This is a genomic window from Vagococcus allomyrinae (genome assembly GCF_017829975.1).
Taxonomy (GTDB): Bacteria; Bacillota; Bacilli; order Lactobacillales; family Vagococcaceae; genus Vagococcus_D; species Vagococcus_D allomyrinae.
This window is the reverse complement of record NZ_JAEEGA010000002.1, coordinates 316,627-333,936: the sequence shown is the minus strand read 5'-3', so window position 1 is coordinate 333,936 and position 17,310 is coordinate 316,627. Positions and strand designations below refer to the sequence as shown.

Here is a 17,310-nt window from a genome sequence, read left to right as displayed (position 1 = left end):
ATAAACCCTTTAACATAGCAAACATGTTAGACATTAATTATTCAATAGAACGAAAAAAGACTATTAACGGCGTTGAAGTTCCTAGTAATGTCAATAACATTTTTGGCTATACTTATCAAGATTCAACAAATGAAACCAATCTTATATCAGCAACAAATGAAACAGCGAATGGGGCTAGTTGGAATAGGAGTAATTATATTTTATCAGCTGCAGACGGTAGGAGATTACCAATTGCTTCTATGTATTATCAGGAAACAAACGATAACAAGACAGCCGTTCAATTTAGGTCAGCTGTGTCAAGTCAGAATGTTGCGACTAGCTCTATAAAATTTTCTTACGAGCTTCGTCTGACGCTTATTCCAACAGCATCTGGTGTGAGGTATGTCTATGAATTAGTCTTCAATCAGCAATTAGCAACACCTGAAAATTTTGGTTGGTTGATTCGTATAGATACTGAACTAGCCGGCAATGATTATATCCCGATTTATTCATTGGGACAAGGCAAGGGAACCTATATAGCTGAGAAAAAAAATGGTTTCAAAGTGATATTTCCAACTGTGCCAACATCAGAAGGTGGATATAACAATTATTTTGCAGGGAAATATGAGGGAATGAATAGTGGTCAAGGAACACCGTATTATGCTTTTGGCGGAAACCCTAAAGCAGACGGTCATGAAACAAAACCCTTTCTAGCAGATGAGCAAATCACGACTCAACTGGATACCGCAGTGTTCTTAAAATGGTTACCAGAAAACAAGTTAACTGCTAATGGTCAGAGAGCAACGTTTGCTTATGACGTGGTTCTTTTACCAACTTATCCGCCAGAGATAAAATGGCAAAGCAATCACAATCCTGAAAAGGTAGTTGTTTTAAAAGGTGAAAAATATAAATTAGCATTGAAATGGCAAGATTTAGATTCGTCATTTGTGTACTTGCAACGAAAGAAATCGACGGAATCATGGCCAGCCAACGATGCAAGTGGGAAGCCAAGCAATGCCATTAAGTTGGAAAAGCCTGATTCGGCAGGCATGCAAGATTGGATTGAGGCAGAATTTGACTACGACTCTTCTGATTTGCCAGTGGGGGACACGACATATAATTATCGAGTCACTGATTCAACTGGACAATTGGGAAAAAATACGATCAACGCTGTTGTGAATGTGTATGAAGAAGTTCCAGTTAAAGTAAAGTACGTTGATGAAGAAGGAAATGAATTGTTTCCACCAGTCGATAAAAAAGGCAAACCAAATGAAACGTATAGTTATCCAGCAGTTGATTTAAAATCTCAAGGTTGGGTATTGGATCGTACAGAGGGTGGTGAAGAAACAGGAGAAATTTCTCAAACTGGACTGAGTTTAACCCATGTCTATCGCAAGGGGCTTGTTAAAGTTGTGACAGAATACAAAATTGCCGAGACAACCACCGATCTTTTTCCAGCAGTAGCCCCTAAAGAATATTATTTTGGTGAAGCTTATGCAACCGATAATAAGCAAGTAGAAGCCGAAAATTTAGACTATTTATTGACGACAATACCGGATAATGCTACAGGAACCACTCCTTTTGAAGAAAAGACAATAGTAGTTACATATCTTTTCCGTAAAGGTGAATTAAAACTGCAGTCTGTTCCTGAAACAATTGATTTTGGTCAACAGAATCAACTAATTAGTTTTGGAAAAAGGGATATTTATCCAGCAAAAGATTTAGAAGTTGAAATATTGGATCAATTAAGCCGTGATTGGTCACTACAAGTAAGGATGGACGATCCATTAAAAGCAGCTAATGGAGAAGCTTTTAAAGGAAGCACAAATTTTAGAAAAGATATCAATGAACAATCATTGGCAATTAATCAACATAGTATCGAAGTCTATGAGCGTCGTCAAATTAAACAAGGAACATTAAGAGTGAGTTGGTTATCAGAAGAGAAATTAGGGGTATTCCTAACTCAAAAACCTGGAAATAAGGCAAGTGAATATAGCGGAATACTAACGTGGAGCCTAGTTGATGGATTATAGTGGAAGTCAATTCAGGGCAACGAGTTAAAAATGGTAACTTTAGCGCTAACACTAAGAAACAGCGTACTGAAAAGTCAAAGAGAGGTCAATCTTTTTGGCTTTTTTCGCGACCTTATTTAAAGGTAATGAGATTAAAGGGGGCATCCAGTTAATAAGGATGAAGTGAAAACTAAAAAAGCAAACGCGTAGGATTATTTTTTGCTACTTAGTTAAAAATATTTTGATAACGCTTTACCTAAACAAGAAAAGCGGGTAAACTAAAACTAAGAAAAAGACGATTATTCGGAGGTGAGCAAGATGATGAGACGTTATATCGGTTTTTTGAATGTATTATGCCATGCAAAGTTGAAGGGAAAAAAGCAACCCTTTGCATGGAGCTTGTAACACCGTTGCTGTGATCTAAGATCACGTTTCCCTCCGACTTTGCACCTTATGTATGTCATTAATAAGGAGCGAAGACGGATGAAATATGTAAAAGCACATGATGTATTTCCTAAAGAGCTATTAACGGAAATCCAAAAACATGTTCAAGGTCAATTGGTCTATATACCCAAATTACCTGAGGCTCATGAAAAATGGGGGACTCACACGGATACCAAAAAACGCTTGTTAGAACGGAATTCGGCAATTATCAAAGCTTATCAATCAGGTCTAACCGTCCCTCAATTGGCGGAAAGTTATTTTTTGTCAGAGGAAACCATTAAAAAAATAGTTTATTGCTAAAGACAGTCGTCATGCCCTTTTCGGTATGGCGACTTTGTTTATAAATCAAAGAAGGCATATGGTTTGTAGCGGGAAGGTGCTATAGTGAGAAAATAGAAAAGAAACGAGGTGGTCGCATGAAACCAATATTTTCCTTTTATACATCAGCTGATTTTGGTCGAGTGTCTCAATTTATTAGGCAGTTAAAGGTAGCGTATCTGCCTTATGATGGCGTTCGTTTTCAATTTACCTTAGGCTTGCACATTGATTTTGTCGGAAATGGGCTAGAAGGTGGTTTTGAACGAACCTGTGGTATTTGGGAAGACCGACAGGGAATTGTGGCGCTGGTTATGACAGAGGGCGGAACTCAGTGGGAGGAGACATTTTTTCTTTTTCGCTCAGATGAGGACAAAAGCACGGAACTTTTGCCGAGAATGTGTGAGTTTGCCGAGCGTTTTACCTCTCGGGTTTCGGCAGATCAGCAACAAAATCAGTATCGGTTATGTTTGCCAAGTAGTGATCTAGTTATTGCTAATTTTTTGCGAAAGCGAGGGTATCAGCGAACAACAGATAAAGAGCGAACACTGATCAAGCCTTATTCTGACCCAGAGGAAGTGATCTTACCAGAGGGGTTCACAATTCATGATGGGCGAACAGTAACACCTTTTTACACGGCATTGGCTCATAACCATTCTTTTCGTTACAATCAAGAAAATGATGGTGGCCAGCGAGGGTTTGAAAAAATCCGCCAAATGCCGGACTATCGACCTGAACTCGATTTAGTGGTTTTTGATCCTGAAGGACAGCCAGCTGGATTGGCCAACTTTTGGGTTAGCGACAAGACAGACATCGCTGTTTTGGAGCCACTTGGCGTTGTTTGGTGGTATCGGCGATTAGGGTTAGGAAAAGCGCTAATCACAGAAGGGATTAATCGTACTCGAGTTCATGGTTGCACCCAACTAATTGGTGGCGATCAGCCTTTTTATTGGGCACTAGGGTTTGAACCTCAACGAACGGATGATTATTGGGCTTGGACATCTTCCTCTTAACAATCAGCAGCTAGCGAAATGCGCAATAAGTCTATAAAAAAACAGTGAATTTACCCAAATAGGGTTATTCACTGGTTTTTTGGAGTGGACGCGGATAGATCGCCCTCCTTCCCTATGGTGATTGGTATGAGAACTGGTTTTCTACCACGAAACTAGGACGATAATCATGAGTGCTAATTCTGTAGTCAATTCTAAAATAATCTAAAGCCTTTTTGAATGTATCCTGCGCCGTCAGGAGCATATCCAATAGATGTCCTTCCTCCTGTTGCCGATGTTTGATGATCTATTTTATTTATGGTTTGGGCTTCGATTATGAGTCCTTTCAAAGCTAATGACTACAATAAAGATAAACTCCATACCCCAATAAGTTTTTTTAACCTCCTAAACGTAAGAGGGGTGAGTCGAAAACAGCCAGATATGCAATGATCAGATTCTTATCATTACGTTAAACATTGGTCTATCAGTGTTTGTCAGTATTGGGTATGTATTTAAGAAAATAACTAGCAAGGCATATAGTATAATATTAGGTAAGAATATGAGTTTTACATACTTAATGTCAGAAAGGAGAATGACATGAAAATTGGTCAAGTCATTAAAGAAAATAGAAATCGTAAGCAGTTGACGCAAGAAGCCCTAGCTGATTTAATAAATGTGTCAAGAAGCACCATATCCAGCTGGGAAAATGGTCGTTCCTATCCAGATTTGGAGATGGTATTGAGTTTGAGTGAAGAATTTGATATTAGTGTTGATCAATTATTGAAAGGTGACAGTGATATCGTTCATGAACTTACGAAAGACAGCCGGTTGAAAAAAAAGCATCGTCTAGTGATTACTGGTTTAACGATGGTTATGTTGTTATTATTAGTCGTTATGTTCAAGTTTCAGTTTAAAGCAAGAGATATTTCATCCTCGGATATTGTATCAGCTGAAAGAACGGGTGATGAGGTCGTGATTACGTTTAAGAAAAGCTTATTTTATAAAGAGGTGGCCTGCAATATCGACAATCAGGATAGTTCAAAAACCATCTACATAAGTATGGATCGCATGTTTGCCCCCTTTAGCAAAAATACTAATGTGTTTACAATTGAATTTGAATCTCTTAAGAATTCCCAAAGTAAACCAATCAAGATTGTAAATGATGAGTTTGAGGTCATTTATGATGTAAAAGAAAATTGATGAAACGCAAAACTAGGACATAATCATAACTGTAGGAAATAAGCAATTAACAGTTAGAAATTATGTCAAGGGAATGTAAAAGGTAACGCCTGTATGTTAAAATAAGGTTGAATATTTAGCGCGCCCTACTCGTAGAACAATTGTAAAAATGAATAGAAAGGTCATCAGAAAGTCTGGAGGAAAAAAGATGGAAAAAGAGTACATAGTGGCAGCCAAAAGTGGGTTAAATATCCCTGTGAATCAAGGGGAGCTGGTTGAAGTAATCGATTTAGATGGACAACAAGTCGTTGACTTTTTCGCCACAAATCAAATAAGTTCTAAGGAATATTTATCTACTGGTGCGACGATTGACTGTAACGAAAGTTTAAAAATAAGTGTTGGAGACGCTATTTACACGAATCATTACAATAAAATGTTTACGATCATTGAAGACGATGTTAAAGAACACGACTTACTGCATCCTTGTTGTCGGCCGGAAATGTATGATTTTTTTTATGGTACGGGGAAAGCTCATCCTAATTGCCTAGCCAATATTAACAAGTCCTTAAAGGACGTTTTTGCTGAAGAACGAGCAGAAATTACCCCTTTTAATATCTTTATGTATACCAAACTATTACCAAATGGCAAATTATCTGTTGAACCGCCCTTGTCAAAACCGGGGGATAAATTGGTGTTAAAAGCTGAAATGGACGTCTTGCTGGCAGTCGCAGCGTGCAGCGTATCTGAAAGCAACTGCAATGGCGGGAAATGTACGCCAATTAAGATAATCGTCAAGTCCCGTTCCGAGGTCTCTGGTGGTGACAAATGATTCGATTTCTTTAACCTTGAAGCTATATACATCCCGTAAAATAATCCGAACATATAGTTCCACTGGATTATCAACATAAGCTGTCGGGTTATTTGTTGGTGGAATTACTATTTATCTTATCCAAAAAGCAATTAAAAATATGATTGCAGAAAAGGGCTTGAAAGAGAAATAATCAAGATAAAGGCCACTAAAGAAGATTAGCTATCTATAACTAGATAATATAAAGACCTTTGGTGTTTTAGTTCTCCAAAGGTCTTTATTATGAGCGTCTTCTTTAGATTTCAGCACTAAATAGCGCGGGGAAGACAGCGATCATTCGACAGTTGCTGGATTTTCCAAATCCAGAGAAGGGATCAAGGGATCAACGATTATAAATGGATTGGCAATCACGCGTCCAGTAAACTTTGCAGAATGTCGAGTATTTACTAGGAGATTGCTTTACCGAATGGTTTGACAAGTTGGTAAATAGTTCGCATGATAAAGAATGGCTGGCCTGTTGCTCGTGAGAGGCATAAGCAAATCAACCGATCTGCTTATGCCTTTTTGCGAGCTTTTTTAATTGAATGAAGTAAGACATCTGTGCAACCGACTGACAGAACAGTCTGGTGTATCCTCTATCAATGTTAGGAATTGTATATAATCCTCATTTTAAATAAAAGTTACATCCGCACTAATCTTTTTCTTGAATATAGTTAGGTACCTAATTATAATACTAAAGGTACTACTAACTCATTTAGAAAGAAGTGACGAGGATGACGGTTCAAGACGAAAACATTGTGGAATTATTTTTTGATGTCTCAAAATTAAATCGGAGTTATTCTGATCATAAATTCGGGAATAAAATTCCCTTTAGAGGGCAATATCAGTGCCTGCTGACTTTAGAGAGTCACGGAAAAATGACCCAAAAAGAAATTGGAGAGAGATTAGGTATTCGCCCCTCTTCCGTTAGTGAGAATTTAACCAAGCTGGAGCAAAAAGGACTGATTATCCGCAGTGTATCAGATCGAGATAAAAGGGTGAGCTTTGTTTCCTTAACCTTGGAAGGGCAACGCGAAGCGGAGGCTATTCGTAAGAAAAAGGCCTTGGTTCATGTGGACATGTTAAGTTACTTAACCGAGACAGAAAAACTTCAATTTGCTAACGCGCTGTTGAAAATTAAAGAATTTTATTTAGAAATGGGAGAGACAGAATTTGAATAAAAGTATCGTTCTTACGGATAAAAAAAGAAACATGATTTTTATTAACATCGTCATTACTTGTATCGCGTTGACGATGTTATCAACGGCCTTGACGACGGCTTTGCCGGCAATTGTTAACGACTTAGACATCAGCGTGACCACCGGCCAATGGTTAACCAGTGGCTACGCCTTGTCAATGGCGATTGTTATGCCTTTGACCGCTTTTTTGATCACTCGCTTTCCAACAAAAAAATTGTATATTACCGGATTGGTGATCGCTTTAATCGGTCTGTTGCTCTGCGCGATCTCACCAAACTTTCCAATGATGATGATGGCCAGAATCCTGCAAGCGGTGGGCAATGGTCTGTTAACCTCTATGGCCCAAGTCATTCTGCTCTCGATTTATCCGCTTGAAAAGCGTGGGGCAATTATGGGCTGGTACGGCTTATCACTAAGCGCGGCACCAGTGATTGCTCCAACGATTGCCGGACTGATTGTTGATAAGATGGACTGGCCAGCGATTTTCTATCTAGCTAGTGTCATCATCGTCCTATCACTTATTTGGTCAATCATCGTTTTTGATGATTTGTTAGCAACCAAACCACAGAAATTTGATAGCCCCTCCTTTGTTCTGAGTGCCTTGGCATTTGGTGGTGTGACCTTGGCTATTGGCAATATTGGCCACTACGCCTTTTTTAGCCCTCAAGTCTTGCTATTATTGCTGATTGGTGTTGCAGGAACTCTTGCATTTATCCATCGACAATTGAAGTCTCATCAGCCTTTTCTTGAACTACGGATTTTGAGTAATCGGAATTATGCCTTAAGTGTTCTTGGAAGTATGCTTCTTTACTTAGTTATGATGGCTGCCACCATGTTATTACCATTATACGTTCAATCAGTTTTGGGGAAATCGGCGACTCTTTCTGGTTTGCTAGTACTGCCTGGTTCACTAATTATGGCCTTTATCAGCCCCTTTGCCGGGAAACTCTATGATAAAGTTGGCATTAAACCCCTCTTTGTTTTTGGCGCATGTGGCATGCTTATCAGTAATTTAGGAATGGTCTTTATTTCAATGAGTACGCCCATCTGGGTAGCAGCTGGCTATAATATGTTGCGTTGCATCGCCATTGGTTGTTTGATGATGCCGTTGGTTACCTGGGGAACTAGCTACATCAACCCAGAACTAACCGCCCATGGCACAGCCTTGTTAACCTCCTTGAGAACCGTCTCAGGAGCGATTGGCACAGCAGTCTTTGTGGGAATTATGACCACGGTAAGTCAACATTCAGTTAGTAGTTATGGCAGTGATGCTGCCATTCATGGCCTTAATATCGCCTTTTTATGGATGAGTGGGGTTAGTTTGCTATTGCTTTTAATGGGGATTATCTTTGTGAAAAAGGATGTACTCTTCGGAGAAGGACAGTTAATCAAAACAGAAGTAAAGTAGATCGAAATTTTTGAAAGCTAAACCATTTTGGCGAAATAATAGAAGTGGGTGTGTTAGTGCAGTGGACTAGTTAACGATTTGGTTAAGAATCGTTGACTACTGCCCCGTGACAGAAATGGAAACTCATTAGCTTGAATGATAATCGACAATGAGCCTGTTAATCAATTAATTCAGACAAAGACTGGCCCTAGAATGGTTTACTATATACATCGTGTTAAATAATCAGATAGATAGTTCCATTGGATAATTCGCATAATCAGACCTCAAGAGTGATACTTTCAGCTTTTTTCTAGCTGGAAGTTTAACGGTAAAGTGCCTTCACTACGTTGTCCCTTATCTCTAACGAATAAATTCGTAAGAATAACGGCAAATCTCAGTGCTTCAGCACATAGAATTTGATGAGATCGAAGCTTTGCGTAGTGATTATTTAATAGGAACTATATAGTTAAAAAGCCTGTTTAATAATAATTGACAACGAAAAAATAAAGCGTTGCCATTTAAATGTATACAGACGAAGGAGGCTTTATCATGGACACTCAAACCTTTAGACATTTTTCTAATGAGCGAATTTTACAAGCAATCATCGAGATTGACGGCCACTATTTTCCGACGATCCCAGTCAAACTCCCTCCCTTTTGCTATCTAGCTTTTCGTGAAAAAGGCATTGAGATAATTGAAGCGGAACCGCTAACGAACAAAAAGAAAGACGTTTTGGATGATCTCTCTTACAACCAGATCTGTCAGGTAGAGATTAACCCCGTCAAGAAACTAACAGTAGTAGTTGTTGCACCAGGCACAAGAATTAATTTAGATCTGATTATCAGATTGGAGAATGACACACATTTTCATTTCGAATGTGAGGAGATGAGTATGTTGGTCGAACTTTCAGAGAGACTGACGGCTCATAATATTGAGTTGGTCGATCCATTTGATTTAGTTAAAACATTTAGCTCAGCAAAGACGAGTCGTGATGCTTATGATTATTTAGAAGAACACCTAGAGGACTTAGCTGAGGAAAAGCAAATAGAGTTACTGAGGGTCACACAAACTAAGAGTTAGTAGGAACTCCCTGTCATTGTGGCAATTGATTACGGCATAACGTCAATTTATTTTGGCTGTGTAAATAACAGCAACCCTTATATTGAATAGAACAAGACATGAGCTAGTAGACGAGTTCATGTCTTGTTTTTTATTGTTGAGATAAATGGACTATTCATGCCTTTTTTAGTAGATTGTCTTTTTTTTGTTTACTTTTTCTATTATATAGAGTATCCTAAATATTATTCATTGGTATGAATTATAAAAGAGTGGAATGAAAAAGGAGAGTATCTATTATGAAAAAAATTAAAGATTTTTTTAACGTTGTTTTAGAAAAATTTTTAAAAGTAGTCAACACGAAATCGATGATCGCAATTAAGGATGGCTTTATTTTAACAATGCCTGTTACCTTAGTTGGATCGTTATTCTTGTTAGTAGCGGAGTTTCCCTTACCAGCTTGGGGAGAGTTAATGGCGAGTATTTTTGGGGCGGGCTGGAAAGAACCATTTTATCAAGTATCAGGGTCAACTTTCGATGTTCTAGCAATTGTTGCCGTTATTGCCATTTCTTATACTTATGCGAAGAATGAAAAGGTAAATGGCTTCAACAGCGCAATTTTATCCTTTGTCTCATTTTTAATTGTGACAGATTCATTTAAAATGACCGAAGCTGGCGAATCAATCGGCGGGGTTATTCCTAAAAACTGGACCGGTGGCAATGGCGTTATTACCGCAATTTTAGTCGCTATTATCACGGCAAAAATCTTTGCCTTCTTCCTTAAACGAAATATTACCATCAAAATGCCCGAAACCGTTCCAGCTGGGGTAACCAGTGCGTTCTCAGCCTTAATTCCAGGTCTGGTTATTATGGCAGGGTCGATGATTATCTTTATTTTGTCAAATAAATTTGCAGGCGTTTCTTTAACCGAACTGATCTTTAAAGTCTTACAAACGCCGTTACAAAACTTATCAGATACCTTGCCTGGCGGTTTGATTATGACGTTTATCATGTCGATTATGTTCTGGGCGGGGATTCACGGACCGAATATTGTCATGGGAATTATGGGGCCCATCTTAACGGCTAATGCAACGGCTAACCAAGAAATCGTTAACGCTGGTAAAGAATTAGTTGTCGGTGGCAATGCCAAAATTATGACGATTCAACTGATCGATGTCTACGTTAAATTCGGTGGCCAAGGGATTACCTTAGGGCTGTTAATTGCGGCGTTACTTGTAGCAAAATCTGCTCAATTAAAAGAAATTTCCAAACTTTCTGTAACACCAGGTATTTTTAACATCAATGAACCCGTTATTTACGGCTTGCCGATTGTCTTTAATCCCGTTTTACTAGTGCCTTTCGTGTTAGTCCCTATTGTTGGGGTCTTAATTTGTTATTTTGCCATTCGAATTGGTTTTATGCCACCCTTTCAGGCGGCCACTGTCCCATGGACAACCCCTGTTCTTGTGTCAGGCTTCCTGTTAGGTGGGGTTAAGGGAGTCATTGTCCAATTGCTAATCTTAGCAGAGTCTGTTCTGATCTATTTACCATTTGTAAAAAAACTTGATTCTATGTATCATAGTGAAGAGATGGCAAATAAATAAAAGAGGTGTCTGGATTGACAAAGTACAAACAGGTGGCGAAAGCAATTGAAGAAGCAATCAACTCTGGTAAATATACTGAAAAACTTCCCACAGAAGACGTCTTAATTGAGCTTTATGGGGCAAGTCGCAACACGATTCGCAATGCGATCGATTTGCTTGTCGATAATGCCAGATTATACCGCGTTCATGGTAGCGGCATTTACATTAGACAAAACACCGTTGAAAGTGCCATTGATGTGATGCAAATTCGCTCAAGTATGGCTCAGTTCAATCATTCCAAAGTGACGGCAAAAGTCATATCGATTGAAAAAATAGCAGCTGATGAAGACATTGCCAAGGAATTAGTGACAAAGGTTGGCACGATCATCTATCATATTAAACGGGTTCGTTATGTGGATGATTTGCCGACGATGATTGAATACTCCATGATTAACAAAGAGATCATCCCTTATATTGGCCAGGAAATTGCGGAAGGATCGATCTTTGATTATATTGAAAGTGATTTACACTTGAAGATTGGCTTTGCTGATCGCTATCTGACAGCTGAAAAATTATCTCAGGAGGATGCTGAACTATTTGGGCTGGAAGCCGGTGAGCCAACCTTGGTGAACAATGAAAAAATATACTTATCAAACGGCTTGCTCTTTAATCGCTCCAAAGTTTTTCATCACTACGAGAGAACGAAGATGTATGTGTCGGCAAAAAATTAAGAAATGAGGAACAACATGAGCTTTCCAATGAATTTTTTATGGGGCGGCGCAACAGCTGCCAATCAGTGTGAAGGTGCTTATGATCTAGATGGTCGCGGACTGGCAAACGTTGATGTCTTGCCGATCGGACCAGATAGGTTTGAGATTTTAGCTGGGAAGAAAAAGCATTTCAAGTTTGACGATGAACATGTTTACCCAGCTAAAAAGGGCATTGATTTTTACCATCATTACAAAGAAGACATTAAGTTATTTGCTGAAATGGGCTTTAAAGTCTATCGCTTTTCATTGGCGTGGACACGAATTTTTCCCAATGGCAATGATGAACAACCAAATGAAAAAGGGCTACAATTTTATGAGGATGTCATTAACGAGTGTTTGAAGTATGACATTGAGCCGCTAATTACGATTACTCACTTTGATGTGCCAATGCACTTAGTTGAAACCTTTGGCTCATGGCGTAACCGCAAGTTAATCGAGTGTTACGAACGCTTATGTCGGACGATCTTTACCCGTTACAAAGGCATGGTCAAATATTGGCTAACCTTTAATGAAATCAACATGATTTTGCATCTGCCATTTATGGGAGCGGGGCTTTGTTTTGAAGAAGGCGAAAATGAGGAGCAAGTTAAATATCAAGCAGCCCATTATGAATTGGTTGCCAGTGCCCTTGCCACAAAGATTGCCAAAGAAATTGATCCCGAAATGCAAATTGGTTGTATGCTAGCTGGCGGTGTCTTTTACGCGCAAACCCCAAATCCTAAAGATGTCTGGGCAGTTAGACAAGCTGAAATGGAAAATTATTTCTTTATTGATGTTCAAGCACGTGGTAAATATCCCTCATACGCCATTAAAGAATGGGAAAGAAAAGGGATTGAGCTGGATATTACAGAAGAAGACTTAACCTTACTAGCAGAAAATACCGTAGATTTTATCTCGTTTTCTTATTACTCTTCACGAGTAACAGCGGATCAAACGGAAGAAGCTGAAAAAACCGCAGGAAATGCCTTTGCCTCGTTAGAGAACCCTTATTTATCATCGAGTGAGTGGGGCTGGCAAATTGACCCATTAGGGTTAAGAATTACCTTAAATGACATTTACCAACGCTACCAAAAACCGCTATTCCTAGTTGAAAATGGTTTAGGCGCGATTGATACGCCGGATGAGAATCATGATGTTGCAGATGACTATCGGATTGATTACTTATCTTCTCATATTCAAGCGATGAGTGATGCAATCAGTTTGGATGGTGTCGACTTAATCGGGTACACGACCTGGGGATGTATCGATTTAGTTTCCGCCGGAACAGGTGAAATGAAAAAACGGTATGGCTTTATCTATGTTGACTTAGACAATGAGGGGGAAGGAACCCTTCAACGCTATAAGAAGAAATCATTCTCTTGGTATCAACGAGTCATTGAAACAAATGGCGAAGAACGCTAGAAAGTATTCGCCTGTGGTGGCTAGAAAAATGAAGCAGCTCTGTCAGTGATGATGGGGTTGTTTTTTTGATTTCACAGCCAAAAATTGATGTGGAACAAGTTGTTTCTTAGGTTTACTTCATTATTAATAACCGAAAAATCATTTTCTAACTGTGAAAAGATTATATAAATGTATCTTTTTTTTTTTTTTTTTTTAGATACACTAAAAAAATATAAAGCGACATTTAGTTCTTGAACCAATTAGTAATGGAGCTCATTGAAAATTATCTTTATAAGATGGGAATTATTATGGTATCATAAGAAGATAAAGAATCATGGGCTAACAAAGGACAATCGGAAATCGTCACTGCTAAAAAGACGGCGGCAGAAATCAAATAATTGTTTCATCATTTAACCATCTAACTCTAAAAAAAGTGACAGATGGTTTTTTTGATATTATCTAAGAAGAATTGTATAAGATGAAAAATACTAGAATTGCCAGATGTGAGATACTTTCGCAAAACAGACGATCGATCCGCTCTCAAACTATCAGAAGAGTATGACAAGCTATGTTGGTTAAGCCCTAAAGAAGTCTCAAAAGTGAATAATCTATTTGAACCAGTCATGAATAAGTGGGCGTGGGAAACCCTCATTTAATGGATATTAGTTTTTCGGAAGGATGAGTGGGTGTCTAGTTAAGACTAAAAACAGAGAGAAGGACAATAAATGGATAAGCACTTGTCGACAATCGCCAGTTCTTATGATCAAGGAATTACGCTTGGTAGAAAAGGTGTTAATTTGTATGAGAACTTGCCTGAGTCAATTACGAATCACGCGGATTTTGTTGCATATCAAGAATGGAGTCTTGAAGAAGGAACTTCTGACAGTCAACGTGAAGAAATTTGCGACTTTTTATTACCGAAGACAGAGATGAGATTTGTGGATTTAGGGTGTTGCTTAAATTTAATGTTTAATGGTTATGACAGATGGCCGTCGACCTATTACGGTGTGGACATAAGTCAAGAGACCATATTATTGCTTCGTGAGTTTATCGAAAAAAAGCAACTTAAAATAGGTTCTCTGTATTTGGGCAGTGTTCACCAGACGCCTTTTGAAATGGAGTACTTTGATATAGGTGCCTGCATAGGCGTTTTGGAATATTTTGATAAAACATTCATTGAAATGTCGGTGAAAGAAATGTATCGGATTCTTAAATATGATGGTAAACTAGTTGTTGATATCCCGGATATAAATGGCAACATTTATACAATAGCTAAAATGATCGAAGCACATCTTGGCCGTCCGAATCAGTTTAATATCTCCATTCGCGAGTTTGAAAACATACTAGCACCTTATTTTAAAATAGAGAAGCGAGAAGTGGTCGGACCGATGATTCAGTATTTTCTAAAACGAAATAAATGAGTGGTTCCGTTATTCGTAAAGATTAATAAGAATGCTGATTTGGGGAATGGAATGGTTAGTTATGCGGTCAGCGATTTTTTAGGTGATTAAGACTAAGCGCATATAAAAAATCCATTGAAGTCTTTTAGGCGAATTTCAACTAACGATCTATAAAAAGTTGCTGACAAACAATAGGAGGGATTAAATGGAAGTAGAATTTATCAAACTCGATGTGCAACATAAACAAGAGGTGCTAGAACTATTTAACTATTATATTGAAACCACAACAGCTGCCTACAGAGCTCAACTAGTTAATGAGGATTTTTTCTCACACTTTTGTGAAAGTGGAGACACATATTGTAGCTTTGCGATTGAAGCGAAAGACGGTAGCTTAGTTGGGTTTTGTCTATTAGAGGCTTACATCCCAATAAGCACATTTTCAAAAGCCGCCGAGGTGATGTATTTTCTCCATCCCAAATATACTGGCAAAGGAATTGGGGCGCTTGCCTTGAACAAATTGGAGGTTGAAGCAAAAAAACGAGGCATCACTCGCTTAATTGCAGATATTTCGCTGGAAAATGTTGGAAGCATTAAGTTTCACGAATCAAACGGGTTTGTTGAATTTGGAAAGTTGGCAAATATTGGGGAAAAATTCGGCAGAACATTTGGCATTATCTGGATGCAGAAAGAACTCTCATCATAGATTACTTAGATCTAATTCATACCAGTAGCTGATGAATTAAATCTAAGCAAAAAGCTGACAGATTGGTCTAACCACCAAATGCTATATAAGCGGCAACGCCAATGGCAAATCCCAGTAGTATCATGACACAATTCAAGATTAATGGTTTGTTTTTGTCACTACCTTTAGACCTCTCTTTTTGTAAAATGACGGTTAAGCCAAATACAACGATCAGTACGATCAATAAAAAAATTGACATGTATGTTTGCTCCCTCCCTTCTATCTGTAAAAACAGTATATAGCAACCAAGCTCGTCAAATGGGGATTGTAAACTTATGTTGCGTTAGAGCTTTCATGTGTAAAAAAATAGTAGGAGAACACCTAGAAAAGAAACTAAAGTTTCTTGTGAGAATAATATCAGGAGGACTGGGTCATTGAACAATTTTGGTGAACTATATCGAAGGCTTCGAAAGGGGAAAGAAATTCAGTTAAAAGAAGCGGCTGAGGGAATAATGAGCCCCCAAGCGGTCTCGAAATTTGAAAGAGGAGATAGTAATATTACGGTTTCTAACTTACTATTATTATTAGACAAAATTAACGTCAGTTATGAAGAATTTTTTGAACTGTCAAATGTAGAATCACTCTCAAGTATCATAAAGACTTTCGAAGTAGAGATGGATTGGGCATCAGCTGAAAATCTTTATTTTGAGTGGCAGAAACTAATAAAAAAATATCAACGGTTGTGGCATCAAACGAAAAGAAGTTGTTATCGACATTTTCAATTATTGGCGGAGTATTATTACGCTCAAATGAACAATCATACTCATCGCGTATCCCTTAGAGAAATCATAGAGTTTCTCTTAACTGCTGATTATTGGGGAAAATACGAATTATTCATTGTTAATTATGTCAGTTTCGAGATCAGTTCCGATTTGCTCAATGTGAAGATAGAATCCATTATTCGAAGAACAAAAAATGACCTTAATACCTATCAAATATTGGATTTTTTTATGGTCACAGCAGGTGTTTTTTTCAAACGATCAGAATACGATAATTTCATTAAACTAGTTGAGTCAATTCAATTAAAAATGGCGCCTCAGAAAGTGATCACGAACCTATTTTTTCTGCTATTTATCGACTATATAGTTCCCATTAAATAATCATCCTTTACCGTTAAACTTTCAGCCAGAAAAAAGCTGAAAGTACCACTCTTGGCGGATGATTATGCGCATTATCCAATGGAACTATATGTTTGATTATTTGACAGGATGTATATATTTGGAAAACATAAAAAACCAACTGATCGGGAAATCAGCTGGTTATCAGCGATGTAGCGACATTTTGGAATTTTTGATCAGCATCGGCCTACAAGATTATGCTAATATTCTCTATAAGGCGTTTCAAGAAGAACTGGTCGCAAGTAATTAATGGCGCGAGTTTGCTTACTTTAGCTGAAGGACAAAGTGATTAGGAGGTAAAATGGAAAATAAGCCGATACCATCAAATGATAAAAAGAAACCAATTATCTTTTTAGAGACAAGTCGCTTGGTTTTCTCTAAGTGGTCAGAGGATGACCTCACAAATGCTATGGTATTGTGGGGAGACTCTGAGGTGACGAAGTTCATTAGCGCATCAGGTAAATTTACTAAAGAAGATGTGGAAAATAGGTTAAAGAATGAGATAAAGCAGCAAGAAAAATATCAAGTTCAGTACTGGCCAATCTTTGAAAAGAATTCTGATGAATTTGTAGGAGTTTGTGGGCTGAGGATGCATGATGCTATTAATAATGTGTATGAATTAGGCTTTCATTTAAAAAAAGACTATTGGGGACAAGGATACGCGCTGGAGGCTGCTAGATCAGTCATTAATTACGCCTTTTCTGATTTGGATGCCACAGAATTATTCGCCGGTCATCATCCTGATAATTATTCTTCTCAAAAACTTCTAAGGAAGTTGGGCTTTTGTTACACGGGAAAAGAATTCTATCAACCGACTAAGTTATTTCATCCATCATACCGATTGACTAAGACAATAGATCGAGGGGAGATGTTTCAGATATTCTCTCGCTAATTTGGGCAATGTCAAAAT

General features: G+C 38.2%; 17 protein-coding genes. 16 read left to right on the top strand and 1 reads right to left on the bottom strand.

Features of this window, described 5'->3' with window-relative positions; genetic code table 11:
• From I6N95_RS04225 to I6N95_RS04165, 13 genes are all read left to right on the top strand, one after another.
• Positions 1-2,012, top strand: a 2,012-nt coding sequence (locus tag I6N95_RS04225) for a MucBP domain-containing protein (RefSeq protein ID WP_209525106.1), incomplete at its 5' end; no start/stop codon positions are given.
• Between the two features lie 462 nt (positions 2,013-2,474).
• Positions 2,475-2,735, top strand: coding sequence for a CD3324 family protein (locus I6N95_RS04220; RefSeq protein ID WP_209525105.1), 261 nt, complete (start codon positions 2,475-2,477; stop codon positions 2,733-2,735).
• A gap of 116 nt (positions 2,736-2,851) precedes the next feature.
• Positions 2,852-3,763 (top strand): GNAT family N-acetyltransferase, encoded by a 912-nt coding sequence (locus I6N95_RS04215; RefSeq protein WP_209525104.1) that lies wholly within the window; start codon positions 2,852-2,854, stop codon positions 3,761-3,763.
• A 573-nt stretch (positions 3,764-4,336) separates the two neighbouring features.
• Positions 4,337-4,939 carry a helix-turn-helix domain-containing protein gene (locus I6N95_RS04210; RefSeq protein ID WP_209525103.1) on the top strand — a complete coding sequence of 201 codons (603 nt, stop codon included), beginning with the start codon at positions 4,337-4,339 and terminating at the stop codon, positions 4,937-4,939.
• A 187-nt stretch (positions 4,940-5,126) separates the two neighbouring features.
• Entirely contained in the window at positions 5,127-5,747 is a 621-nt protein-coding gene (locus tag I6N95_RS04205; RefSeq protein ID WP_209525102.1) for a DUF1989 domain-containing protein, read from the top strand.
• A gap of 752 nt (positions 5,748-6,499) precedes the next feature.
• Entirely contained in the window at positions 6,500-6,946 is a 447-nt protein-coding gene (locus I6N95_RS04200; RefSeq protein WP_209525101.1) for a MarR family winged helix-turn-helix transcriptional regulator, read from the top strand.
• Positions 6,939-8,372: an MDR family MFS transporter gene (locus tag I6N95_RS04195; RefSeq protein ID WP_209525100.1), complete on the top strand. Its 1,434-nt coding sequence runs from the start codon at positions 6,939-6,941 to the stop codon at positions 8,370-8,372. Before I6N95_RS04200 ends, I6N95_RS04195 begins: the two co-directional genes overlap by 8 nt.
• A 528-nt stretch (positions 8,373-8,900) precedes the next feature.
• Positions 8,901-9,431, top strand: a complete 531-nt coding sequence (locus tag I6N95_RS04190) for a hypothetical protein (RefSeq protein WP_209525099.1) — start codon at positions 8,901-8,903, stop codon at positions 9,429-9,431.
• A gap of 275 nt (positions 9,432-9,706) precedes the next feature.
• The gene (locus tag I6N95_RS04185; protein WP_209525098.1) at positions 9,707-11,011 is read left to right on the top strand and encodes a PTS sugar transporter subunit IIC; all 1,305 of its coding nucleotides are present in this window, start codon (positions 9,707-9,709) and stop codon (positions 11,009-11,011) included.
• Positions 11,012-11,025: 14 nt separating this feature from the next.
• Positions 11,026-11,721, top strand: coding sequence for a GntR family transcriptional regulator (locus I6N95_RS04180; RefSeq protein ID WP_209525097.1), 696 nt, complete (start codon positions 11,026-11,028; stop codon positions 11,719-11,721).
• Between the two features lie 15 nt (positions 11,722-11,736).
• Positions 11,737-13,161, top strand: coding sequence for a 6-phospho-beta-glucosidase (locus tag I6N95_RS04175; RefSeq protein WP_209525096.1), 1,425 nt, complete (start codon positions 11,737-11,739; stop codon positions 13,159-13,161).
• A 704-nt stretch (positions 13,162-13,865) separates the two neighbouring features.
• Positions 13,866-14,561 (top strand): class I SAM-dependent methyltransferase, encoded by a 696-nt coding sequence (locus I6N95_RS04170; RefSeq protein ID WP_209525095.1) that lies wholly within the window; start codon positions 13,866-13,868, stop codon positions 14,559-14,561.
• Positions 14,562-14,745: 184 nt separating this feature from the next.
• Positions 14,746-15,243, top strand: coding sequence for a GNAT family N-acetyltransferase (locus I6N95_RS04165; RefSeq protein ID WP_209525094.1), 498 nt, complete (start codon positions 14,746-14,748; stop codon positions 15,241-15,243).
• Positions 15,244-15,310: 67 nt separating this feature from the next.
• Here I6N95_RS04165 and I6N95_RS04160 read toward each other — a convergent pair whose 3' ends face one another.
• Entirely contained in the window at positions 15,311-15,481 is a 171-nt protein-coding gene (locus tag I6N95_RS04160; RefSeq protein ID WP_209525093.1) for a hypothetical protein, read from the bottom strand.
• A gap of 175 nt (positions 15,482-15,656) precedes the next feature.
• On the opposite strand from I6N95_RS04160, the gene I6N95_RS04155 reads away from it, so the two are divergent.
• From I6N95_RS04155 to I6N95_RS04145, 3 genes are all read left to right on the top strand, one after another.
• Positions 15,657-16,382, top strand: coding sequence for a helix-turn-helix domain-containing protein (locus tag I6N95_RS04155; protein WP_209525092.1), 726 nt, complete (start codon positions 15,657-15,659; stop codon positions 16,380-16,382).
• A gap of 118 nt (positions 16,383-16,500) precedes the next feature.
• Complete coding sequence (locus tag I6N95_RS04150) at positions 16,501-16,650, top strand: hypothetical protein (protein WP_209525091.1); 150 nt, start codon at positions 16,501-16,503, stop codon at positions 16,648-16,650.
• 51 nt (positions 16,651-16,701) lie between these two features.
• A complete protein-coding gene (locus I6N95_RS04145; protein ID WP_209525090.1) occupies positions 16,702-17,292 on the top strand; it encodes a GNAT family N-acetyltransferase in 591 nt (196 codons plus the stop codon).
• Positions 17,293-17,310 lie beyond the last annotated feature (18 nt).

Coding starts and splice junctions, on each gene's coding strand:
- I6N95_RS04220 (WP_209525105.1), top strand. CDS start 2,475: ATGAAATATGTAAAAGCACATGATGTATTTCCTAAAGAGCTATTAACG.
- I6N95_RS04215 (WP_209525104.1), top strand. CDS start 2,852: ATGAAACCAATATTTTCCTTTTATACATCAGCTGATTTTGGTCGAGTG.
- I6N95_RS04210 (WP_209525103.1), top strand. CDS start 4,337: ATGAAAATTGGTCAAGTCATTAAAGAAAATAGAAATCGTAAGCAGTTG.
- I6N95_RS04205 (WP_209525102.1), top strand. CDS start 5,127: ATGGAAAAAGAGTACATAGTGGCAGCCAAAAGTGGGTTAAATATCCCT.
- I6N95_RS04200 (WP_209525101.1), top strand. CDS start 6,500: ATGACGGTTCAAGACGAAAACATTGTGGAATTATTTTTTGATGTCTCA.
- I6N95_RS04190 (WP_209525099.1), top strand. CDS start 8,901: ATGGACACTCAAACCTTTAGACATTTTTCTAATGAGCGAATTTTACAA.
- I6N95_RS04185 (WP_209525098.1), top strand. CDS start 9,707: ATGAAAAAAATTAAAGATTTTTTTAACGTTGTTTTAGAAAAATTTTTA.
- I6N95_RS04175 (WP_209525096.1), top strand. CDS start 11,737: ATGAGCTTTCCAATGAATTTTTTATGGGGCGGCGCAACAGCTGCCAAT.
- I6N95_RS04170 (WP_209525095.1), top strand. CDS start 13,866: ATGGATAAGCACTTGTCGACAATCGCCAGTTCTTATGATCAAGGAATT.
- I6N95_RS04165 (WP_209525094.1), top strand. CDS start 14,746: ATGGAAGTAGAATTTATCAAACTCGATGTGCAACATAAACAAGAGGTG.
- I6N95_RS04160 (WP_209525093.1), bottom strand. CDS start 15,481: ATGTCAATTTTTTTATTGATCGTACTGATCGTTGTATTTGGCTTAACC.
- I6N95_RS04145 (WP_209525090.1), top strand. CDS start 16,702: ATGGAAAATAAGCCGATACCATCAAATGATAAAAAGAAACCAATTATC.